Origin of the sequence: Pseudoalteromonas sp. RB2-MNA-CIBAN-0110, assembly GCF_040309305.1 — a bacterium.
Classification (GTDB): domain Bacteria; phylum Pseudomonadota; class Gammaproteobacteria; order Enterobacterales; family Alteromonadaceae; genus Pseudoalteromonas; species Pseudoalteromonas arctica.
Map to the genome: position 1 here is coordinate 47,546 of NZ_JBEOOQ010000002.1, position 22,847 is coordinate 70,392.

The 22,847-nt window shown below is 39.0% G+C and carries 25 protein-coding genes; 17 read left to right on the top strand and 8 right to left on the bottom strand.

Translation table 11 applies throughout. The annotated features are described in order from the left end of the window. Window positions 1-26: 26 nt before the first annotated feature. From AAEY68_RS01525 to AAEY68_RS01540, 4 genes are read right to left on the bottom strand one after another with little or no spacing between them, the layout of a single operon-like run. Window positions 27-587, bottom strand: a complete 561-nt coding sequence (locus AAEY68_RS01525) for a YqiA/YcfP family alpha/beta fold hydrolase (protein WP_007585377.1) — start codon at window positions 585-587, stop codon at window positions 27-29. Then, the gene (locus AAEY68_RS01530) at window positions 572-1,357 is read right to left on the bottom strand and encodes a metallophosphoesterase (RefSeq protein WP_007585379.1); all 786 of its coding nucleotides are present in this window, start codon (window positions 1,355-1,357) and stop codon (window positions 572-574) included. The genes AAEY68_RS01525 and AAEY68_RS01530 overlap by 16 nt, the downstream gene beginning before the upstream one ends. Further along, window positions 1,344-1,802 carry a DUF1249 domain-containing protein gene (locus AAEY68_RS01535; RefSeq protein ID WP_007585381.1) on the bottom strand — a complete coding sequence of 153 codons (459 nt, stop codon included), beginning with the start codon at window positions 1,800-1,802 and terminating at the stop codon, window positions 1,344-1,346. Before AAEY68_RS01535 ends, AAEY68_RS01530 begins: the two co-directional genes overlap by 14 nt. Window positions 1,803-1,828: 26 nt before the next feature. Then, window positions 1,829-2,455 (bottom strand): NUDIX hydrolase, encoded by a 627-nt coding sequence (locus AAEY68_RS01540; protein ID WP_007585383.1) that lies wholly within the window; start codon window positions 2,453-2,455, stop codon window positions 1,829-1,831. Between the two features lie 151 nt (window positions 2,456-2,606). Here AAEY68_RS01540 and tolC point away from each other — a divergent pair, with 151 nt between their 5' ends. From tolC to AAEY68_RS01555, 3 genes are all read left to right on the top strand, one after another. Next, complete coding sequence (gene tolC / locus AAEY68_RS01545; protein ID WP_350585396.1) at window positions 2,607-3,962, top strand: outer membrane channel protein TolC; 1,356 nt, start codon at window positions 2,607-2,609, stop codon at window positions 3,960-3,962. A gap of 109 nt (window positions 3,963-4,071) precedes the next feature. Continuing rightward, window positions 4,072-5,001: an LpxL/LpxP family Kdo(2)-lipid IV(A) lauroyl/palmitoleoyl acyltransferase gene (lpxL, locus tag AAEY68_RS01550; RefSeq protein WP_197118072.1), complete on the top strand. Its 930-nt coding sequence runs from the start codon at window positions 4,072-4,074 to the stop codon at window positions 4,999-5,001. Window positions 5,002-5,042: 41 nt separating this feature from the next. Then, window positions 5,043-5,615, top strand: a complete 573-nt coding sequence (locus tag AAEY68_RS01555; RefSeq protein WP_350585397.1) for a toxin co-regulated pilus biosynthesis Q family protein — start codon at window positions 5,043-5,045, stop codon at window positions 5,613-5,615. A 72-nt stretch (window positions 5,616-5,687) separates the two neighbouring features. Here AAEY68_RS01555 and glnE read toward each other — a convergent pair whose 3' ends face one another. Further along, window positions 5,688-8,483: a bifunctional [glutamate--ammonia ligase]-adenylyl-L-tyrosine phosphorylase/[glutamate--ammonia-ligase] adenylyltransferase gene (gene glnE, locus AAEY68_RS01560; RefSeq protein WP_350585398.1), complete on the bottom strand. Its 2,796-nt coding sequence runs from the start codon at window positions 8,481-8,483 to the stop codon at window positions 5,688-5,690. 77 nt (window positions 8,484-8,560) lie between these two features. Between glnE and AAEY68_RS01565 the strand changes: the two genes are divergently transcribed. The 6 genes from AAEY68_RS01565 to ruvX all read left to right on the top strand — a co-directional run bounded on the left by AAEY68_RS01565 (window position 8,561) and on the right by ruvX (window position 13,035). Next, entirely contained in the window at window positions 8,561-9,454 is an 894-nt protein-coding gene (locus tag AAEY68_RS01565; RefSeq protein WP_007585393.1) for a DUF350 domain-containing protein, read from the top strand. Window positions 9,455-9,516: 62 nt separating this feature from the next. Continuing rightward, window positions 9,517-10,017, top strand: coding sequence for a hypothetical protein (locus AAEY68_RS01570; RefSeq protein ID WP_007585395.1), 501 nt, complete (start codon window positions 9,517-9,519; stop codon window positions 10,015-10,017). A 69-nt stretch (window positions 10,018-10,086) separates the two neighbouring features. After that, window positions 10,087-10,821 carry a 16S rRNA (uracil(1498)-N(3))-methyltransferase gene (gene rsmE / locus AAEY68_RS01575; protein WP_007585397.1) on the top strand — a complete coding sequence of 245 codons (735 nt, stop codon included), beginning with the start codon at window positions 10,087-10,089 and terminating at the stop codon, window positions 10,819-10,821. Between the two features lie 54 nt (window positions 10,822-10,875). Then, window positions 10,876-11,826 (top strand): glutathione synthase, encoded by a 951-nt coding sequence (gshB, locus tag AAEY68_RS01580; RefSeq protein WP_007585399.1) that lies wholly within the window; start codon window positions 10,876-10,878, stop codon window positions 11,824-11,826. Window positions 11,827-11,989: 163 nt separating this feature from the next. Further along, complete coding sequence (locus tag AAEY68_RS01585; protein WP_007585401.1) at window positions 11,990-12,547, top strand: YqgE/AlgH family protein; 558 nt, start codon at window positions 11,990-11,992, stop codon at window positions 12,545-12,547. 38 nt (window positions 12,548-12,585) lie between these two features. Then, a complete protein-coding gene (gene ruvX / locus AAEY68_RS01590; protein WP_008170791.1) occupies window positions 12,586-13,035 on the top strand; it encodes a Holliday junction resolvase RuvX in 450 nt (149 codons plus the stop codon). Between the two features lie 90 nt (window positions 13,036-13,125). Here ruvX and AAEY68_RS01595 read toward each other — a convergent pair whose 3' ends face one another. Together AAEY68_RS01595 and AAEY68_RS01600 are read right to left on the bottom strand one after the other, a co-directional pair. Further along, the gene (locus tag AAEY68_RS01595; protein ID WP_010553294.1) at window positions 13,126-14,262 is read right to left on the bottom strand and encodes a PilT/PilU family type 4a pilus ATPase; all 1,137 of its coding nucleotides are present in this window, start codon (window positions 14,260-14,262) and stop codon (window positions 13,126-13,128) included. Window positions 14,263-14,271: 9 nt separating this feature from the next. Continuing rightward, window positions 14,272-15,312: a type IV pilus twitching motility protein PilT gene (locus tag AAEY68_RS01600; RefSeq protein WP_007585408.1), complete on the bottom strand. Its 1,041-nt coding sequence runs from the start codon at window positions 15,310-15,312 to the stop codon at window positions 14,272-14,274. A 2-nt stretch (window positions 15,313-15,314) separates the two neighbouring features. Here AAEY68_RS01600 and AAEY68_RS01605 point away from each other — a divergent pair, with 2 nt between their 5' ends. The 8 genes from AAEY68_RS01605 (at window position 15,315) to AAEY68_RS01640 (ending at window position 22,331) form a co-directional block, all read left to right on the top strand. After that, on the top strand, window positions 15,315-16,028 hold the full coding sequence (locus tag AAEY68_RS01605) for a YggS family pyridoxal phosphate-dependent enzyme (protein ID WP_007585410.1): 714 nt from the start codon (window positions 15,315-15,317) through the stop codon (window positions 16,026-16,028). A 17-nt stretch (window positions 16,029-16,045) separates the two neighbouring features. Beyond that, window positions 16,046-16,867 (top strand): pyrroline-5-carboxylate reductase, encoded by an 822-nt coding sequence (proC, locus tag AAEY68_RS01610; RefSeq protein WP_002962567.1) that lies wholly within the window; start codon window positions 16,046-16,048, stop codon window positions 16,865-16,867. A gap of 27 nt (window positions 16,868-16,894) precedes the next feature. Next, window positions 16,895-17,428, top strand: coding sequence for a YggT family protein (locus tag AAEY68_RS01615; RefSeq protein WP_007585413.1), 534 nt, complete (start codon window positions 16,895-16,897; stop codon window positions 17,426-17,428). A gap of 60 nt (window positions 17,429-17,488) precedes the next feature. Then, entirely contained in the window at window positions 17,489-17,932 is a 444-nt protein-coding gene (locus AAEY68_RS01620) for a DUF4426 domain-containing protein (RefSeq protein WP_007376526.1), read from the top strand. Between the two features lie 4 nt (window positions 17,933-17,936). After that, on the top strand, window positions 17,937-18,536 hold the full coding sequence (locus AAEY68_RS01625; protein ID WP_007585416.1) for an XTP/dITP diphosphatase: 600 nt from the start codon (window positions 17,937-17,939) through the stop codon (window positions 18,534-18,536). Further along, a complete protein-coding gene (gene hemW / locus AAEY68_RS01630) occupies window positions 18,533-19,669 on the top strand; it encodes a radical SAM family heme chaperone HemW (protein WP_007585418.1) in 1,137 nt (378 codons plus the stop codon). Before AAEY68_RS01625 ends, hemW begins: the two co-directional genes overlap by 4 nt. A 68-nt stretch (window positions 19,670-19,737) precedes the next feature. Beyond that, window positions 19,738-21,573, top strand: a complete 1,836-nt coding sequence (locus AAEY68_RS01635; protein WP_007585419.1) for a DUF885 domain-containing protein — start codon at window positions 19,738-19,740, stop codon at window positions 21,571-21,573. A gap of 89 nt (window positions 21,574-21,662) precedes the next feature. After that, on the top strand, window positions 21,663-22,331 hold the full coding sequence (locus AAEY68_RS01640) for a hypothetical protein (RefSeq protein ID WP_024592833.1): 669 nt from the start codon (window positions 21,663-21,665) through the stop codon (window positions 22,329-22,331). On the opposite strand, the gene AAEY68_RS01645 is transcribed toward AAEY68_RS01640, so the two are convergent. After that, on the bottom strand, window positions 22,314-22,757 hold the full coding sequence (locus AAEY68_RS01645; protein WP_024592832.1) for a hypothetical protein: 444 nt from the start codon (window positions 22,755-22,757) through the stop codon (window positions 22,314-22,316). The two genes, AAEY68_RS01640 and AAEY68_RS01645, sit on opposite strands and share 18 nt — an antisense overlap. Between the last annotated feature and the right edge of the window lie 90 nt (window positions 22,758-22,847).

Sequence of the window (22,847 nt, forward strand, 5' to 3'; positions counted from 1 at the left end):
CTAACCTCAGTTCAGGCTAACTAGTTTTACGTGATTTTAAGAAAATCTACAATACTTGCAAAAGTGCGTTCAAATTCAACGTAGCTATGATCGCCACCAAATTCTATCAATTGCTTGCATTGCGAATAATATTTTACTGCGTGTTGAAAGTTCAACACTTCATCGCCTGTTTGCTGTAATAAGTACAGTAACTCAGGGTATGCTAATTTATCTACAGCGAGTAATTTAAGTGCCTCAATATGACTGTTATTTAAATCGTAATGATAATCTTGATACGGATTATAATTAGGTCCAAGTAACGACTGTAATAAATTATAGGGTGCGACCGCGGGATTAATAACCACTGCAGGAATTTGATAACGCTGCGATAAATACGTGGCAAAAAAACCACCTAACGAGCTACCTAATAAAACGGTATTTGGCGTTAGTAATTGTTCAAGCTCAATTATAGCTTGTAGGGGCTCGTGGTTTAAGTTCGGTACACAATAATCAACGTCATAGTTTGCCATAAGCTCACCAAAGCGCACAGCTTTATATGATTTTTGTGAACTATTAAAGCCATGAATATAAATTACGCGTTTAGCCATACTACTTCCGTTTTTACTTCTACTTTATCTTTTTTACTCTTTATATTTAGCGTTCTGTAAGCTGGCCCCGCATTTTTCTGCTCCCACTGTGAAGTGTGCTTTACAAACTGTATTGAGCTGGCCGGGGTCGCATATATGGGCAGCCCTCTAAAACTTTGTTCGTAATCATTGTGCACATGCCCATGAAAAAGCGCAGATACATTATTACTATTAACTAAGATATTTAAAAGCTGTGGGCCATTTTCTAATAAGTGTTTATCAAGGTAGCCGTTTATTGGCAGCGGATTATGATGACAAAATATAACTTTACTATTATTCGAGTTGACTAAAGCGTCCGTTACTTCATCTAAATGCGTGCCAGTAACCCATCCTGCGGGCGTGGGCCCTTTAGAATTAATAAGAAGTAGCTCAATCCCATTAGCAATAATATGTTTAGCCGAATTTATTTGCCCACCACTTATGCGATTAAGCATTGCTAGTTCATCATGATTACCTGGCACCCAAAATACAGGACAAGTAATGTCACTGGCATTTATAAGTTCACTAAATAATAAGTACGATTCAAAACTATGATCTTGTGTTAAATCGCCACCAAAAATAATGCAGTCTATTGATTGTTTTGCTATGTGTGCCAAGGCTTGTTCAAAATGATCTGCGGTATTTACAGTAAAGTACTCACCGCTTTTGTCTGCAAATAAATGGCTGTCAGTAATATGCGCAATGCACAAAGATGATTTATCAAATGTATATGTATCATCAAACCAAGCCATTATTTACATCCCAATTTAACGTCGCTTGTCCGTGCTCTACACAGGCCACTAACCAATCGTATAAAAAAGCATTAAGTTGATACTTTTCATCTTTTTGATGCATTTTAGGGTTAGGGTATCCATAAGATGGTTTTATGCGTTGATGGTAATCGTGATGAACAATCTCAGCCACTTTGGCATCGTGATACATGCGTACCGTTAAATACAGTGGCGTAATCCCTTTAACCATTCCTGTTAGCTGCTTAATTGAAATATCCATGGTGTATTTTGCGCTGCCATCAATTTTTGTAGCAAACTCACTGTTGCCAAGTTTAACTTCACGAATGCTTCCTATATTGCGCTCGCTCGGTAACAACTTTAATAGTCGCACATAGTTATGCTCACAAAGTGTTAAATACTTTGGGAGGCTCTGAATATATCGCTTTGTTGCTAATTGTGCTGTCAAAGTACCACCATAATATTAGTAAGAGTTTATGCCCATTTACTTGCCATTTTTTCACGATTAAGCGCAAGCCACTGCATACAAATAACCGTTGCCGCATTATCCATTTCACCGTTATTGAGGCGCATTAGCGCATCATCAACTGATAGAATGTGAGTTTTTATATCCTCCCCTTCAGTTTCAAGACCATATACACCTGATTTCACTTGGCTTAAGTCAGTACGCGCTAAATATAAATGTAAGCGCTCAGTTGTGCCACCAGGGCTTGATAGGTATGAAAGCATAAATTCAAGTTCAGTTAATTCAAGCCCAGCTTCTTCATACGCTTCTTTTTTTACAACTGATTCGTAATCAGTGCTGCCGTCTGTCATTCCGGCTATACACTCTAGCAGCCAAGGCGAATGCTTGCTTTTAATAGCGCCAATACGTATTTGCTCAATTAAAAGAACAGTATCTGATATTGGATCGTAAGGGAGTACTGCAATTGCATCGCCACGTTCTAATATTTCTCGGCTAATTACTTTAGATTTTCCACCCTCAAAAAGAGCATGTTCGAACTGGTATAAATCAACCTGAAAAAAACCTTTATAAAGGTTTTTTGTTGGCTTTAAATTCACATCTTTATGTGTAAATTGAACGAGCTTTTTATCAACCACGTACATACCTCCTACTTATCTAAAGCTTTAAAATGCGTTAATATATTCTGTTACACTTGAACATACTGTTTTACTAATTATTTTTTTTGTTATGCAGTAAAACAGGTTAACATGCTTTTAGTACAAAAATTGTCTAAGGACCGAACCCCACATGAAAAAGAACATTCTTGCGGCGCTAGTTAGTTTATCATGCGCATTAGGTGCAACAGCAGTGAAAGCTGAAGATTTACTACAAGTTTTTGAAATAGCGACAGCTAACGATCCTACTGTTTTAAAAGCAAAAGCCCAAGCCGATGCGCAGTCTTACCAAAGCGATTTGGCGATGAGTGCACTATTACCTCAAATTGGTTTAACTATGGGTTATACAAAAAGCGATGCAACGTCGTACCAAAGCGTTGGCGACTTATCTAACCAAGTAAAAGTTGAAAGTGATACAGACCAATTCTCTCGCGGTGTGAGCTTAAGCCAAACATTATTTGATTTAGGTGCCTGGAATACGTTAGATATTGCCGACAAGCAAGCGCTTCAAGCAAGCGGCCTATACGATGCAGCTAAACAAAACTTAATTGTACGCGTTGCTGAAGGTTATTTTAACGTATTAAGTGCAAGCGATAACCTTGAATTTGTTGAAGCTGAAAAACGTGCAATTGAACGTCAACTTGAGCAAACAAAACAACGTTATGCAGTTGGCCTAACAGCTATTACAGACGTACACGAAGCGCAAGCTCAGTTTGATAACTCTGTAGCTCAAGAAATTATTGCAGGTAATGCTGTAGAAACAGCACGTGAGCAACTTCGTGAGATTACAGGTAAATATCACGAAAAATTAGACTTTTTAAATACAGATACTTTCTCAACAACTAGACCAACTAAGCGCTCAAGCGACTTTGTTAAAGTAGCTGAAGATAAAAATATAAACCTACAAGTGTCTAAAGTAACGGTTGATATTGCAAAAGATCAAATTGAATTAGCAAAAGCGGGTCATTACCCAAAGCTGACACTAAGTGCTAGCTATGGCGATTCTCTTACAGACAATCAAATAAACGGCGCTAACTTTGATGATCAGCCACGTTCAGACTCAAGCTCTGTAGGGCTTAACTTTAGCGTACCTTTATATTCAGGTGGTGCAACAGTTGCTGCAACAAATCAGGCCCGTGCGTTTTACGTAGGTGCGAGCCAAGATTATGAAACAAATTACCGCGCAGTAACTCGCACAGTGATTACATCTTATAATCAAGTTGTTTCAGACATTGCTACTTACAAAGCGCTAGAGCAAGCGGTTGTTTCAGCTCAAAGTGCCCTTAAAGCAACTGAAGCTGGTTTTGAAGTAGGTACTCGTACCATTGTTGACGTACTAGTAAGTACGCAAAATTTGTACGATGCAAAGCGTAACCTTGCTGATGTACGTTACCGTTATGTGTTATCTACCCTTCGCCTAAAACAAGCTGCGGGTACATTAACAAGTGAAGATTTAGTTGCTATAAACCAAGGTTTAAAAGCCGCTTAAATCGCATAATTAATGTAGTTAAAAACATTAGAAGCCAGCTAAATGCTGGCTTTTTGTATTTTACAGCGCTTAGCGTTAAACTATCGTTTTTATTCTCAGAGATATTTTTGTGGTCACCTCATCTCCTTTTAAAGCATCTTTTTTGGGCCCTCGATACTGGTTAACGTGGATTGGCGTTCTATTTTTATATTTAATTTCTTGGTTACCGCAAAAACTACAATTGGCAATGGGTAAACAGCTTGGTCGCTTAGTTCATAAATTTATGAAGCGCCGTCGCCATATTGCAGAAGTAAATATTAAGCTGTGTTTTCCTGATATGAGCGAAGCAGATCAAAAAAAACTTGTGCTCAAAAATATGGAAAACACCGGTATTGCAATGGTTGAGACTGGTATGGCCTGGTGGTGGCCGCAGTGGCGAGCACAAAAAGCATTAGGGTCTTTTAAAGGGCTTGAGCACTTTGAACGCGTACAAGCGTCTGGTAAAGGTGTTTTATTGCTTGTCCCTCATATTCTGCATCTTGAAATGGCTAGCCGTATTATGGGCTTAGAGTGTCAGGGTGTTGGCTTTTATCGCCCTCATAACAACCCACTAATGGAATACTTTACGACTAATGGGCGCCTTCGCTCTAACGAATATTTAATCGGTCGAAAAGATGTAAAAGGTTTACTGAAAGCATTAAAAAATAAAAAGGTATGTTATTACTTACCCGATCAAGATTACGGTCGTAACCGCTGTGAATTTGTCCCATTTTACGCAGTACCTGACGCTGCAACTACAACGGGTACTCTTATGTTTGCAGGCAGTAAAAACTGCGAAACAATGAGTTTAATAACTCGCCGTGATGAAAATGGTAAATATCACTTAGAAATACTGCCAGAGCTTGAAAACTTCCCCAGTGGTGATAATAAGGCTGATGTAACACGTGTAAATCAACGCATGGAACAATCTGTTAATGCCGCACCCGAACAATATATGTGGCTACACCGTCGTTTTAAAACTCGACCTGATAAAAATACCCCTTCTTTTTATAAAAAGTAATGGTATAACAATAATAGGAACAAATAAGGTGGGTAATAATCATGTGGTTTTGGATTAGGCATTTATCATTTGCAGCTGTACTAATAGCACTCGCCGTATACTTTTTGTTGAGTGATGGCTCTTTATTTGATATTAAAAAATCTAAAAATGCAGCTGCCGAAGGATTATCACGTTTTTACTCCTCTATTCGTAACCAAGTAAAAAGTAATAAAGAACGAGATCAATTTGTTTTAAAACTTAAAACACCAGAACAAACCTTGGATAGGGTATTGGCTGAACGTGCGCGAACAGTAGATCCAATGCCTACAAGTTGGACTGGAGAAGTTGAGCCTAGGCGCTTTGAAAATGGCACAACACTTAAAGACGTACTCTATCAATATGCTAAAAATGAAGGTATTGAGCTTTACTGGTATTTAAGTAAAGACTACGTAGTTAAAGATCATTTTAGAGTAGACAGCAACTTTACTTCAGCACTTTATCAAATTGGTCGTGCTATAAATGACGACTTTGAGCATGAGGTTTACACTTACTTTTGCCACAAACAAAGAGCAGCGGTTATTACAGAGTTACCATCAGAATTTGTGCGAACAAACTGTTTAAAGCTAAAGATTTAAGGGTTTACACGTACAAAAAACCCAAGCAAGCGCTTGGGTTTTACAATTCAATTCAATTCAATTCAATTCAATTCAATTCAATTCAAAAATACTATTCCAAATATTCGTTACGTTAGTAATATCTTGTAAAAAAGTTTCTCGCGAGATCAATTTGCCTTTTTGATCCAAGCTCAGCACGTGATAACACGAGCGATAATCTATATACGCTTTGATCAACTGCTGTTTTTGCTCTTTAGTAATACAGCCTATATTTGCTGCATCCGTTAATATTCTTACGTTATCTGAATAAACGGTAAGCTGCTCAAATTCATTAGCGTGTTTAAGTACTAAATATTGCGTAATAAACTCAATATCAGCCATACCACCAACATCTTGTTTTAAGTCAAATTGCTCAGTATTTCCTTTCGCTAGATGATCGCGCATTTTTTCGCGCATTTTTATTACATCGGCTTTTAACACGGTATCATCGCGCTGTTGGCAAAGAATACTTTTACGAATTTGTGAAAAACGCTCTATAAGATCGTCTTGGCCCAAAATTAACCGAGCCCGCACAAGTGCTTGATGTTCCCACGTCCATGCTTGAGTTTGCTGATAGTGATTAAAACTCTCTAGATTGATAGCAAGTAAACCTGATGCACCTTCAGGGCGTAATCGCGTATCAAGCTCATACAAAATACCCGATGCAGTACGAGTATTAAATAAATGCATTAAGCGCTGAGCAAGTTTTAAATAAAACTGGCGAGAATCTATCGGTTTTTCACCATTGGTTTGGCTTGAGCCATCATGATTATGCACAAACACCAAATCTAAATCTGAGTCGTACCCTACTTCTAAGCCGCCTGTTTTACCATATGCAATAACAGCAAAACCTTTGTTTTCATCATCAGTGCCAGGGGGCATACCAAAACGCTTAACGGTGTTATGCCATGCAATATTAACAGCTTGATCAACAATCGCTTCGGCCAGTACGGTTAAGTGATCGCTTACTTTCATTACATCAAGAACACCGGTTGCATCAGCAGCAGCAATTCGTAATTGATGCGTTTGCTTAAATTGCCTAAGCGACTCCATTTGCAGTTCTAAATCGTCATGCTCTATTCGCAAAAAATACTGTCTTATTTCATCTTTATAAGCGGTTAATGGTGTCGGTTTATAAAGAACAGCCGGGTCTATTAGCTCATCCAGCAATATAGGGTAGCGAGAAATATGCTCGCCTATCCATTTGCTATGACAACACAGTAAAACAAGTTGCTTTAATGCACCTTGGTTTTCGTACAGCAATTCTAAATAAGCAGTACGTGAAATTATCTTATTAAAAATTTGGCAAACCATTGTAAAAGCAGCTGCGCTGGCATTAAAGTCATTTAACTGGCTCAATAAAACAGGCATTAATTTATCAAGGGTTTCACGCCCTCGGTTACCTATGTTGACCTTAGACAGCCTTAATTTAAAATCGTTAAGGGGTGTTTGCCATTCATCTCTAGCCTCTTTTAGAAAGCTCACATCACCATGATCCCAAGCACTAATAAATGCACCTTCACAGGTATCTAGTGGCGCGGTTTCTTCGCCAATAACGAGTGCAAACTCGCCGTTAACTTGCTTCATTACCTTTTCAATAGTGATTAAAGTGGCAGAAAAATCAGCTTGTTCTAATAATAAGTTTAAGCGCTGCTGGTTCAATTCATCATCGGGGAGTGTTTGCGTTTGCTGATCGTCAAATATTTGTAAGTACTGTTCAACTTTTCGCAAATAAAGGTAATTGCGTTTAAGCTCGCTCGCTTCTTGCTCATCTATAACTTGGCTAAGTGCCAGCTCATTTAATGCTTTAAGTAATGATTGAGTTTGTAAATTAGCCTCTCGCCCACCTCGTACCATTTGTAGGGCTTGCACTATAAATTCAACTTCACGAATACCACCAGCTCCTAATTTTATATTATTAGTTAAGCGTTTACGGCGAACCTCTTGTGCAATCATTAACTTCATTTTACGCAAAGATTCAATCACCGAAAAATCAATATACCGGCGATAAACAAACGGCTTTAAAAGCTTAATAAATTCATCCCAATATTTGTTAGGCGTGCCAATTAAGCGCCCTTTTAACATCGCGTAGCGTTCCCAGTCGCGACCTTGTTCTTGGTAGTAATCTTCAATGGCATTAAAGCTCATAACCAAAGGGCCACTTTCGCCAAACGGGCGTAGGCGCATATCAACCCTAAATACCTGCCCGTCACCGGTGGCTTGGTTAAGTGATGCAATGAGCTTTTGTGCAACTTTGGTATAAAATACTTGAGCCTCAAGGCTTCTGCGGCCACCTTGGGTTTTTGTACTGCGCGGATATGCAAAAATGAGATCAATATCAGAGGAGTAATTTAGCTCTTGTCCGCCAAGTTTTCCCATACCCAACACCATTAACGGCATTGCTTGGTTTTGCTCATCAAGCGGCTCACCATTTACTTTTGCCACCTGTGCATGCGCCCATTGGTTAGCACTATTTATTAGCATGTCAGCCAGTTGGCTTATGTAATTAATACTATCGGCAATGGGATTGTTACAGCATAAATCTAAAAAGGCGACTTTGAGCCAGTACTTTTCACGATATTGGCGAAGTACTTTATGGCACTGCACTTCATCAATATCAGCTAAATTAAGGTTTTTAAAAGGAGAATCTATTACTCTATTTTGTATTTCGTCTTTGCATAATAGCCAAGTATTTAAATCAGGTTGTGATTCTAAACTGCGCCAAGCAAAGTCGCTTAATGCTAATAACCTTACAACTTCACTTTGTTTACTTTGCTGCGGGTATAACTGTTCAAAGCGCATTAAGCCAAGTTTTTGTAATTGAATAGGAAGTTGCTTTACGTTACTCATCAATCCTCTCTTTTATATCATCAATAACCGTACTAGAATGATTAAAACCTAGAAAGGTTAACTTAATTAGGATCACCATGTCATATTTGTCTTTATCTAACACTAGTTTTATTGCGATTGCCATTAGTTTTGCGGTTATTTGCATAACTATTTTTTGTTTACGAGTTGTCACTCAAATCAAAGCAAAACAAGCGCTTAAAGATGAGCTAGCACAACACGACAACTTTGCCATGGGTATTAGTTTTGCATCTGAAATATCAGTTGTTATAGCCACTATGGCTTTCTTATTTGACGAAATAAGCATAAGTACCGCACAGTCAAACCCGTTAAAAGTGTTAATTATTATTATTCTTTTATTCACTTTTATAAAAGTGGGTCATTTAATTCACAGAAAATGGATACTTCACAGGTTTAACGAAGAAGCTGCCATACTAAAACAAAATGTATGTGCTGCATTGGTAGATTCAGGCATGTTAATCGCTAACTGTATTATCGCACTTGGCTTGTACACGTGGACGCACACCCAAGGATTCAGCAACTTACTTATTGCTTGTGTTAGCTTTTTTACGCTTCAGGGAATGTTTGCACTGGATAGTAAAATACGAGAACACCGTTTTGCAAAAGCAAATCAAGGAGCTTCGCTACAAAGTAACTTTAACCTAGAGAATACATCTATTGGTATAAGGTATGCTGGTAAATCAATCGGCTTAGCATTGGCTGTGTATGCTGGTTTATCTAGCGCAGCATTTCAAAACGGTAAAATGGTAGAAAACATATTTACACTCGTTATGCATTGCGGTGTAATGTGGATACTGCTTTACAGCTTAACGTATGTGATAAAAGTTATCTCTTTACCAAATATTGATACGGCTCTTGAAATAGACCATCAAGATAATATTGGGGTAGCATGTATAGAGTTTGCTGTTTTTTGTGCTATAGGCTATTTACTTATTAGCATGTTTTCTCTTTAGACCTTTTTACTAAAATACAGCCATTAAAAGTCTGCATTTAAGTAATAATGGTAATTACTTAAATGCAACAAGGTCCTAGCTCTATGCCACTTGAAATAACGAATTACTTGTTAATTGACATAGACAACGAATTTAGCCGAGCATTTGCCGAATACTATGTAAATAATAATGGTAAAACAAAAGCGAGTACGCTTATTGCTGCAGGCAGCAATACCCGCCAGTTAGTAAAAATGATGTTTGACGAACTTATTAAAGACTATAGTTATTGCGACCTTGAAAACGAAATAAGCGTTTCTGAATTAATTAACTATCTAAAAGAGCATCACGATTTACACGGAGTCCTTTTTAATAGTACCGATTACTTACTAGCAAGCGATAAACAACGCTTTATTTATAACTCGTTACATGAAGAGCGCTTTTTAATAAGCTTTGATGATACAGGCTATACACTAAGCCTAGTTACTGACGAGACGTTAACGGAACCTTCGCAAAATCACCACGATATAGCGCACACACCACAAGATTTAATAGACCTTGCAGAGCAACTTAATAAAAATAAATAATTGCGCACAGCTCCCAGCTTACTTACCATAGCAGTATATATTTTTACGCTAAGTAATAAGTGACGCCCTATGCGAGTTCCTCATATTTATCAAACATCGAGTATTGCCCTAAACACCCCTGTAACTTTAGATGACGATGCTGCAGGGCATATTGGCAGAGTGCTGCGCATGAAAGTAGGCGAGCATGTATCTATTTTTAATGGCGAAGGCGGCGAATACCTTAGTGAAATAATTGAGGTAACAAAAAAAACAGTCGTCGTAATGCCGTTAGAGCTTAATCCTCATGATGTAGAATCTCCGCTTAAAATTCATTTAGGCCAGTGTGTATCCCGTGGTGATAAAATGGATTTTACAATTCAAAAGTCAGTTGAACTGGGTATTACCGAAATCACCCCTATTTTTAGTCAGCGCTGTGGCGTGAAACTAATGGGCGATCGTCTTGAGAAAAAACACCAACAATGGCAAAAAATTGCAATAGCAGCGGCAGAGCAATCTGGGCGTAATTTTGTGCCAATTATTCATCCCCCTGTAGATTTAAAACAATGGCTTGCACAACAAACCAATGCAATTAAGCTCACTCTTCACCCTCGTGCTGAGCACAGCATTAAAACCATTACGGTACCTAAAGATGGCGTACGCTTTTTAGTCGGCCCAGAAGGCGGCTTTACCGACGATGAAATGGCACTAACTAAACAACTAGAATTTGTGGATATTCGCTTAGGCCCGCGCGTTTTACGAACGGAAACAGCCGCTTTAACGGTCTTAAGTGCATTACAACTTCAATTTGGCGATTTAGCTAATTGAAATAACTAAAAGCACCCTCATATAAACAGTAACATTTATAGTAAGGCACAGCGCATGGCAATTAAGTTAGGTATTATTTCAGATCCTATTAGTGGATTTAACATCAAAAAAGACACCGGTTTTGCAATGATGATGCAAGCGCAAGAACGCGGCTACGAAATTTATTATATGGAGATGGATGATTTATCTCTTCGTAAAGGTAAGTCGTACGCTACAGCGTCTAAAGCGCAAGTGTTTAATAATGCAGAAAAATGGTACGAGCTTGAAGAAAAAGCCACTATAGCCCTTGCCGACCTTGATGTTATTTTAATGCGAAAAGATCCTCCTTTTGATACTGAATACATTTACGCGACGTATATTTTAGAGCGTGCAGAACAAGAAGGTACGTTAATAATTAACAAGCCACAAAGCCTTCGCGATGCTAACGAAAAGCTATTTACAGCATGGTTTAGCGAACATACGCCAGACACACTTGTTACACGTAGCCAAAAACAAATTCGTGAGTTTTTAGCCGAGCATAAAGACATTATTTTAAAACCCCTTGATGGCATGGGTGGCGCATCTATTTTCCGCCTTAGAGAAGACGATGCCAACATTGGTGTAATTTGTGAAACGCTAACCGAGCACGGCAGCCGCTTTGCTATGGTGCAAAATTACATCCCAGAGATCAAACAAGGCGACAAGCGCGTATTGGTTATTGATGGTGAGGTTATTCCGTATTGTTTAGCGCGAATTCCACAAAATGGTGAAACACGCGGTAATTTAGCTGTTGGCGGTCGAGGCGAAGCCCGTCCACTTAGCGAGTCAGATTTAAAAATAGCGCAAGCGGTTGCACCAACGCTTAAAGAAAAAGGCTTAATATTTGTAGGTTTAGATATTATTGGCGATAAATTAACTGAAATTAACGTAACTGCACCAACGTGCGTGCGCGAAATTGAAGCTGCTTATGATATTTCTATTACAGGTATTTTGTTTGATGCCATTGAAAGAAAGCTAGATAAATAAATAAATAAGTATCTACCTATCGTTATTAAAAGCACTTTCGTGTCATAAATTTTAATATAGTTGTTAACTATTAATTTTTAAACTGTATGAAAGTGCTTTTTTAGTTTTAAAAACAAAGGTATGTGCCATACTCAAAGTTCATTAACTAAAAAGGGTGAAATCTATGCAGTCATTAGAAAATCATTTTTTAATCGCGATGCCGTCGATGCAAGACCCTTTTTTTAAACGTGCTGTTACCTATATTTGTGAGCACAATGAAGATGGGGCTATGGGCTTGGTAATAAACCAACCTATTGATGTTACCGTTGGCGAACTTTTAGATAAAATAGAAATTGATAACGACAAAACTCAAAACGCAGCAAAAGTAAGTGTGTTTGCAGGCGGACCCGTTAAAACTGACCGTGGTTTTGTTTTGCACTCTCCTCAATCAGGTTATTCAGCAAGCCAAAAACTCAGTAGCGATATTATGATCACTACCTCAAAAGATGTTTTAGCAAGCTTAACTACCGCACAAGCACCTGAACAATTTATTATTACATTGGGTTATTCAGGATGGGAGCAAGGACAACTCGAACAAGAGTTACTTGATAACAGTTGGTTGATAATAGAAGCCGATCCGAAGATCATTTTTGATACCCCCGTTGAAAAACGATGGGAAAAAGCAGTTTCAATGTTGGGCTTTGATATTAGCCAACTCAGCCCTGAAGCTGGTCACGCATAATAGTAACTTAACCCTTAGCAAACTTAAACAAGATACACATGACAAAAAAATCGCTTAAGCCGCAAGGCGAACGCACTGTAATGGGCTTTGACTTTGGCACCAAAAGTATTGGTATTGCTATTGGGCAAGAGCTAACAGGCAGCGCCTCTAGCCTTAAGGCTGTAAAAGCACAAGATGGCATTCCTAACTGGGACCATATTGCTGTACAAGTAACCGAATGGCAGCCTGACTTAATGGTTGTTGGCTTACCACTAAATATGGATGGAACGTCACAAGAGGTTACCTTTAAAGCAAAAAAGTTTGCCAACAGATTACATAATCATTATGGCATTCCAGTGCAAACACAAGACGAGCGTTTAACGACTGCGGATGCTAAAGCGCGACTTTTTGAAAGTGGTGGCTATAAAAACTTAGGCAAAGGTAACGTAGATAATATGTCTGCGGTTATTATTTTAGAAAGTTTTTTTGAGTCTAGTTACGGTGAATAAACAGGCTATATAAATAATCTGTTATATAAATAAAAAGCGCCAATTGGCGCTTTTTTTTATATTAAGTATTTATATTTATTACTTTTTAAATTATTGATCGCTATTTTTATCGTCAAGGCCATCAATAGTAACGCCTTGTAAAAAGCCCGCACCTTGCTGTTCGTTATTGCGCAGTTTAATCATTAAGCGTAAATCATTTGGCGAATCAGCATGATGCAGTGCATCAGCGTAATTAATTCGCTGCTGTCTATACAACTCAAATAACGCTTGGTCAAAGGTTTGCATGCCCATTTCTTTCGATTTAGCCATTGCCTCTTTAATACCACCAATATCACCGTTTTTAATCAGTTCAGCAACCATTGGTGAGTTAAGCAATATTTCAATAGCTGCAACACGGCTTTCACCATCAGCAGTCGGTACTAATTGCTGAGCAACAATTGCACGTAAGTTAAGTGCTAAATCGTACTTAAGCTTATCGTGTTTTTCTTTTGGAACTAAATGCATAATACGGTCAATCGCTTGGTTAGCATTATTAGCATGCAGTGTTGCAACACACAGGTGCCCAGTTTCGGCAAAGCTTAGTGCGTATTCCATAGTTTCTTGAGAGCGAATTTCACCAATCAAAATTACATCGGGAGCTTGGCGTAATGAGCTTTTAAGTGCTGACTCAAAGCTTTCGGTATCAAGCCCTACTTCGCGTTGAGTAATAATACTTTTGCGATGCTCATGAACAAATTCAATCGGATCTTCAATAGTCAGTATATGACCACGTTGATGTCGGTTACGGTAACCAATAAGTGCGGCTAGCGAGGTTGATTTACCCGTGCCAGTACCACCGACGAACAAAACAAGGCCACGCTTAGACATAATTACATCGGTAAGAATAGAAGGAAGACCTAGCTCACTCACATCAGGTATTTGCGTAACAATACGGCGAATAACCATACCTGCTTTATCGCGTTGCCAAAAGGCAGAAATACGAAAGCGCCCTTCGTCAGTGGCAATCGCAAAGTTACATTCTTTCGTTGTATGAAACTCTGCTTTTTGCTTTTCGCTCATTGCAGATTCAACTAACTCAAGCGATTGCTCATCTGTAAGCCTATCGTCACTGAGGGCTGTTAGCTCGCCGTTTATTTTTGCACTTACAGGTAGCTGACTCGATACAAATAAGTCAGAGCCTTTTTTCTCAATCATGATGAGTAAAAAGTCGTTTAAAGATAAAGCCATAATAGTTTCTTACCCGCCAAATTGTGTTTTGTCTTGTGCTTTTTCTTTCGCTGCCGCATTTGTAACAATGCCGTGATTAACTAAATTAGTTAAACATTGATCCATTGTTTGCATGCCCACAGACGCACCGGTTTGAATAGACGAGTACATTTGTGCAATTTTATCTTCACGAATTAAGTTACGAATAGCAGGTACTGCAATCATAATTTCGTGTGCTGCAACTCGCCCGCCACCAATCTTTTTAAGCAGTGTTTGCGAGATAACAGCACGCAAAGATTCAGATAACATTGAACGTACCATTGATTTTTCTTCACCTGGGAATACATCGATAATACGGTCAATGGTTTTTGGTGCAGATGTTGTATGTAACGTGCCAAACACTAAGTGGCCTGTTTCAGCAGCGGTCATTGCAAGACGAATTGTTTCTAAATCACGTAACTCACCAACCAATATTACATCTGGATCTTCACGCAATGCACTACGTAGCGCGTTTGAAAAGCTATGAGTATCGCGATGTACCTCACGTTGATTAATAAGGCTTAATTTATTATCGTGAACAAACTCGATTGGATCTTCGATTGTTAGAATATGGTGATGTTTATTTTGATTTATATAATCGACCATAGCGGCAAGTGTTGTTGACTTACCAGAGCCAGTTGGCCCTGTCACTAACACGAGTCCACGTGGGGTATCGGAGATTGTTTTAAAAATATCTGGCGCACCTAAATCATCAAGCGTTAACACTTCACTTGGTATGGTACGAAATACCGCAGCAGGCCCGCGATTAGAGTTAAACGCATTCACACGGAAACGTGCTAAATTAGGCACTTCAAACGAAAAATCCACTTCGAGATTTTGTTCGTAGTCCTTGCGTTGATTATCGTTCATAATATCGTAAACCAGACTGTTTACGTCTTTGTCTGCAAGGGCTGGTATATTAATGCGGCGAACATCACCGTCTACGCGTATCATAGGTGAAACACCCGACGATAAATGTAAATCGGATGCTTTGTGTTGCACACTAAACGCTAATAATTCGGTAATATCCATTTATGACTCCACAACTAACTGATAAATATATGGTTACAATAGCAGAACGACTCACATCCGCCTACGCTAGAATTGCAGACGCGGCAAAAATTGCACAACGAAACACTAACGAAGTCACTCTACTGGCAGTGTCTAAAACTAAACCAAGCGAAGATGTTATTGCAGCTTATGAGCATGGTCAGCGCGAATTTGGTGAATCTTATGTTCAAGAGGCTATAGATAAAATAGCTCAACTACAGTCATATAGCGACATCATTTGGCATTTCATTGGCCCTATTCAATCTAATAAAAGTGCTTTAGTGGCTGCCAACTTTGATTGGGTGCAAAGTGTTGATCGCATAAAAATAGCGAAACGATTAGATTCCCAGCGCCCAGACGATAAACAGCCTCTTAATATACTTATTCAAGTAAATATAAGTAATGAGGAAGCGAAGTCGGGTTGCCACCGCGATGAAATAGATGAACTTGCCGATTTTATTAACCAATGTGAGCACTTAACACTTCGAGGTTTAATGGCGATTCCCGCTAAAAGCAACGATCTGGATACGCAAATTCAATCTTTTGAGCAATTACAAACTTGCTTTGATAAACTAAAGACCCAATATCCTCAAGTAGATACTTTGTCGATGGGTATGAGTAACGATGTTGAAGCTGCCATTAGTGCAGGCTCAACCATGGTAAGGATCGGCACAGACATTTTTGGAACACGAACTTAAAAGGTGATAACAGATTTATGTCAGATAAAAAAATCGCATTTATAGGCACAGGTAATATGAGCTACGCCATTATTGGTGGCATGGTAAAAAACGGTTTTAACGCAAGTAACATTATTGCGACTAACCGCAACCAAGAAAAGCTTGAAAAGGTAGCCTTTGATTTCAAGGTGCAAACCACCAGTGACAATAACGAAGCCCTGCGCGATGCTGATGTAATTGTTTTGTCTGTTAAACCACAAATGATGGGCGATTTATGTAAATCGTTTCAAGAGTCGGGCGTAGATTTTAGCGATAAACTGTTTATTTCTGTTGCTGCTGGCTTAACTGTAAAACGTTTACGTGAAATGCTAGGTCAAGACGTTAAAATGGTACGTTGTATGCCAAATACACCGTCTTTATTAGGCCGTGGTGTATCAGGTTTATATGGCGCGGGCGAAACACAAAGCGAACACGAGTTTGTACAACAAGTTTTTGAATGCACTGGCATTGTTGTATGGGTCGAAAAAGAATCACAAATTAACGATATTATTGCTGTGACTGGCTCATCGCCGGCTTACTTTTTCTTATTTATGGAAGCCATAGAAGAAAAAGCCAAAGCGCTGGGCTTTAATGATGAAGACGCTCGTCGTTTAGTACAACAAACAGCCCTTGGCGCTGCTGAAATGGCACTTAGCCAGCCTGATATTAGTATTTCGCAACTACGTTCAAACGTAACATCTAAAGGCGGTACGACTCACGCAGCTGTTGAGCACTTAAAAGATGAAGGCTTAACTAAAACCGTTGGCGATGCAATGGATGCGTGTATTGCGCGTGCAGAGCAAATGGAAAAAGAACTTTAAAACCACTTTTTTATTGAAGGTTACACTATGAATGCCATGCAATTTTTAATCAGTACCCTGTTTGATTTGTTTTTAATGGTGGTATTACTGCGCTTTTGGCTGCAGTGGGCAAAAGCCGACTTTTATAATCCAATGAGCCAGTTTGTGGTTAAAGCCACGTCGTTTGCGGTAAAACCACTGCGTAAAATCATTCCTGGGTTTGGTGGGCTTGATTTAGCATCTCTGTTGTTGGCATTTATAGTGGCTGTAGCAAAAATTAGTACTTTAATGCTTGTTATATATAATGCGTGGGCAATACAGCCTGTAATTATACAAGCACTTATAACGGTACTAAAAGAAGGCCTTAACTTAGTTTTTTGGGTACTTATTATTCGCGCTATTTTAAGTTGGGTTAGCCAAGGTTATAACCCTATAGAAGCGGTTTTCCATCAGCTTACTGAACCAATGCTAAAACCAATTCGTAAAATATTGCCATCAATGGGTGGCTTAGATTTATCAGTTTTAGTGCTTATTATTGGTATTCAGTTTTTGCAAATGCTGCTTATGGATTTTTTAGTCTAATATGGATTTTTTAATTAGAGGCCCAAAGGCCTCTTTTTTATATGTTTTGAGGAATACATAATGAACCGTTTAATTAAGTTTTGTTTTATTGCTTGTTTAGCATTTGCATTTAACGCGCAAAGCGAAGAAATGCAAGGCGCACAATATAAAGAGCTTGGCCCTTGGCAAGTGCACTACATCGCCTTTCCTTCTACTTTTATTCAGCCAAAAATAGCAAAAGCGTATGGCCTTGAGCGAAGCGGATACAAAGGCATAGTGAATATTTCTGTTTTAAAAAATGATGCCGAAAATACAGCCCAAACAGCAAAGCTGACTGGCACAGCTAGAAACCTACTTGGCAATAAACAAACGCTTACTTTTAAAGAAGTAAAAGAAGGTGATTCAATTTATTACCTTGCCCAAGTTGATTATACCAACGAAGAGATTTTACGCTTTGAGATTGAAATACAACAAAGTAATCAATTTCAAAAATTACAGTTTCAGCAAAAATTTTACGTAGATTAATAACATGACCAAAACTTTAGTACTTGCTACAGGTAACCCTGGCAAAGTAAATGAGCTAGCTAACATGCTAAGCCCTCTGAATATTAATGTAGTTCCACAGAGCGATTTTAACGTAGGTGAAGTTGCCGAAACCGGCACTACCTTTGTTGAAAATGCCATTATTAAAGCGCGTCATGCCGCTAAAATTACTGGCATGCCTGCTATTGCCGATGACTCAGGTTTAGAAGTTGATGGCCTAAATGGCGCACCCGGTGTTTACTCTGCCCGTTTTGCAGGCCCAGGTGCCAGCGATCAAGATAACATTGATAAGTTACTCGTAGACTTGGGTAATAACCCTATCCGTAGTGCTCGTTTTTGGTGTGTACTGGTATTAATGCGCCACGCAGATGACCCTACCCCCCTTATTTGCAGTGCAAGCTGGGAAGGCGAAATTACGCTCACTCAAAATGGCAACGGTGGCTTTGGTTACGACCCTGTATTTTTTGTACCAGAGAAAAATTGTACCAGTGCTGAGCTTACAAAAGAGCAAAAAAATGCAGTGAGTCATCGCGGCCAAGCACTACAAAAACTATTGCTAGAGCTACAGCAAAAAGGCGGCCTGTGAACCTTCCACCACTGAGCTTATATGTGCACGTACCTTGGTGCGTGCAAAAATGCCCGTACTGCGATTTTAATAGCCACGGACAAAAAGGTGAAATACCTGAAGCTGAATATGTTCAGCATTTAATTGATGACTTAAAAGCTGATTTGCACCTAGTACAAGGGCGTAAAATTCACAGTATTTTTATTGGTGGCGGCACGCCAAGCTTATTAACTGGTGCAGCTTATACCCGATTATTAAATGAAGTCGACAGCCTAATTGGGCTTGAAGACAATTGTGAAATTACCCTTGAAGCCAACCCTGGTACAGTAGAAACAGGTCGCTTTAAAGATTACGTAAAAGCAGGCATTAACCGTATTTCGATTGGCGTGCAAAGCATGCAAAACGACAAGTTAAAAGCACTTGGTCGGATTCATGGCAGCGACGAGGCTAATTATGCTGCGCAACAAGCTAAGGAAGCCGGTTTAAATAGCTTTAACCTTGATTTAATGCATGGCTTACCAGGGCAAACACTTGACGATGCACTGAGCGATTTAAAGCAAATAATAGCGCTCGATCCTCCTCATATATCTTGGTATCAACTAACTATTGAACCCAATACTCAGTTTGCTTCAAAACCTCCTACCTTGCCACAAGACGAAATACTGTGGGACATTCAAGAGCAAGGGGTCGAGTTACTAGCTCAAGCAGGTTACATACAATACGAAATATCGGGTTATGCAAAACCAGGCTATCAGTGCCAACATAACTTGAATTATTGGCGTTTTGGCGATTATCTCGGTATTGGCTGCGGCGCGCATGGTAAGGTTACTGATGCAAATACAGGGCTTATTACGCGTACTGAAAAGGTTAAACACCCACGCGGCTATATGGATTTAATTAAACCATATATGTATAAAAGCTGGCATGTAGAGCAAGACGATTTAGCGTTTGAATTTTTTATGAATCGCTTTCGCCTTGTTGAGCCTTGCCCAATTAATGATTTTAATAAACTTACAACACTGCCACTGCAAAGTCAGCAAAGTGCATTAAACCAAGCAATTAATAAAGGTTTATTGACTCAAACAGATAGCCATTGGCAGGTAAGCTTAAAAGGTCATCGCTTTTTAAATGACCTGCTAGAATTATTTGTGTAGCGCCCAGCGTTACACAAAAAATAAATATAAAACACCCTAATGGGTTTCTAACAACAAAAGGGAAAACAATGCGTAAACTTACTTTTATTGCGGCCGCAGTAAGCGTTGCACTACTTGCTGGTTGCCAGCAAACAACACAACAAGCGACTTCAGCTCCTATTGCACAAGCAGTTCAATCACAACAAAGTGAAATAGACAAAGCCAATGCATTTTTTGAAGATACATTTAACCGCGACGTAATGAGCAGTCCTGTATATCAAACATACATGGGTATTAAGCAAGATTACGATAAGTGGGATGATGGCAGCGAAGAAAGACAGCTTAAAGATTTAGCGCAAACAAAAGCTGACCTAGTTGCACTAAAAGCAATCAGCCGTGATTTATTAGATGATGCAACAAAAGTTAGCTACGACTTAAAAAAACAAGATCTTGAAAGCTCAATTGCTGACTTTAAATGGCGTTACCATAACTACCCTGTGAACCAAATGTTTGGTACGCATTCTATGATCCCTGCGTTTTTAATTAATCAGCACTCAATTAGTAATGTAAAAGAAGCTAAAGACTACATTTCTCGTTTAAATGGTGTAACTGGTGTTATTGATCAGCTTATTATTGATTTAACTGTACGTGCAGAAAAAGGCATCATTGCCCCTAAATTTGTATTCCCGCATGTTATTGATTCAAGCAAAAACATTATTCACGGTGCACCGTTTGAAAAAGGCGATGATTCTACATTGCTTGCTGACTTTAAACGTAAAGTAACAGCGCTTGAAATTAGCCAAGACGAAAAAGACTCGTTAATCAGCGATGCATCAGATGCATTAAAATCGGCTGTTAAACCATCTTACTCTAAACTAATTAATTACCTTGCACAGCTTGAAAAACGCGCAGATGATCGCGATGGCGCATGGAAATTACCTGATGGCGAAGCGTTTTATAACAACGCACTTAAGCGCACAACTACAACAGATTTAACTGCTAAAGAAATTCATGCAATTGGTCTATCTGAAGTGACACGTATTCATGATGAAATGCGTGAGATTAAAGACAAAGTTGGCTTTAAAGGCGACTTAAAAGCGTTTATGCAGTTTATGAAAACTGACAAGCAATTTTACTACCCTAATGATGCACAAGGTAAACAACGCTACCTTGATGAAGCCACTGGGCTTATTGATACAATGAAAACGCGTTTAGATGAATTATTCATTGTTAAACCAAAAGCAGGTTTAAAAGTAAAAGCGGTTGAAGCATTCCGTGAAAAAGCAGCAGGTAAAGCATTTTACCAACAGCCAGCTCCTGATGGTTCACGCCCAGGTGTTTACTACGCTAACCTTTACGATATGGAAGCAATGCCAACGTATCAAATGGAAGCGCTGGCATACCACGAAGGTATTCCGGGACACCACATGCAAATAGCTATTTCGCAAGAACTAGAAGGTATTCCTAAGTTCCGTAAGTTTGGTGGCTACACAGCGTATATTGAAGGCTGGGGTTTATACTCAGAGTTCATTCCTAAAGAAATGGGCATGTACTCAGACCCTTACTCAGATTTTGGTCGTCTTTCAATGGAATTATGGCGCGCATGTCGCTTAGTGGTTGATACGGGGATTCACGCAATGAAGTGGACTCGCCAAGAAGGTATTGATTACTACGTAAATAACACGCCTAATGCAACATCTGACGGTGTTAAAATGGTTGAGCGTCACATTGTAATGCCTTCACAAGCAACAGCTTATAAAGTGGGTATGCTTAAGATTTTAGAGCTTCGTGAAGAAGCTAAAAAGCAACTTGGTGATAAATTTGATATTCGCCAGTTCCACGACGTAGTGCTTAAAAATGGTCCTGTACCACTTAATGTACTTGAAAACTTTGTTAATGAATGGGTAGCAAGCAAAAAGGCTTAAAACCAATTTAAACAATTGCTTTAAATATGAAAGGTCGCATTTGCGGCCTTTTTTGTTTTATAGTAGCAAAAAAGATTTTGGAAATAATAATGGATTTAAGCATACAACTACTTAATGCGCGTATTTCAAAGCAGCAGTTAAATGAACTCGATAACGACTTTAGGCAGTTAAGCCCTGCTCAGCAAACTTTGCAGCTTAACCATTTATATGACAGCGCCCAACGGTTGAGTGTTAAGTATGACTTTATGCAAAACATAGCAATCCGTATATTAAGTACTAATACAGCACCTTCTCTATTTATTAACCAACTCACTAATATTGACGCATTGAGCTTTTTTACCCCTGCGCTGAGAGTAAATAAAGGCTTTTTAGTACAAGATACTCAAGGAAATAACGTACTGCACAATGTGTTTAAACATGCCGATGGTACAAAGCTGCCCTTTAACTATGTACGCTCTTTAATGTTGTTTGAATCAAATGATGACTTAGTTAAAGCGTTGGCGCAGCCCAACTCTCACGGATTAACACCAGTTGCCTGCTACATTGCCTATGCAAATAAATCGAGCACACCGGTAAAGCATGAATTTTCAGCTTTGTTAGCATTAATGGAAATAGAGCAAAAACAAAACCCTAACGCAAAACAGCAGCTTGCCAACGTACTAAAAGGGCAAAAAGTTAACGAGACCACAATTTTACTGAGCGCCGCTTACTTGCAACGCTCAACGGCGCAAGTTGCTCACTTAATCAAGGCGCTTTAATTCACTCACAACTTCTGTACGCACACTGTCTATAGCATGTGTAATAGATTGCGCAGCACTTTGGTGATCAACCATATTTGGCCAATTAGTTTGCCAGACCTTTTGTAAGTCTTTTGTTTTTAAATGTACTTTATCAACGGCTAAGTAGCTTAAGTCATGAATTAAGTTAACTTTAACCCAGCCTTTTCTAGGGCTGCCATCTATTTTGTTATTATCGTAATGTGCCGCAAATACAATAAGCTCAAGCTCGGCTAGTTCTTGTAATATTTGAAAGCTAGCAATGCGTGTATTGTTGTTCTCTTCACTTGCCTCCATTCGCCATGCATTATAACTAAAGCCAATAAACGCAAACACCACGCTCGCTATAGCAGTAAAAAAATACGAACGAGGCGCCAGTACAAACTGACCATATTTAGACTCTGACATATTATTTCCTAGGGCCTGTTTATCTTTCGAGGTTAAATTTGCAGCAGTATGTTTGGTATTTAGGCAAGGCAGAGCTTATGCAGTGTGGTT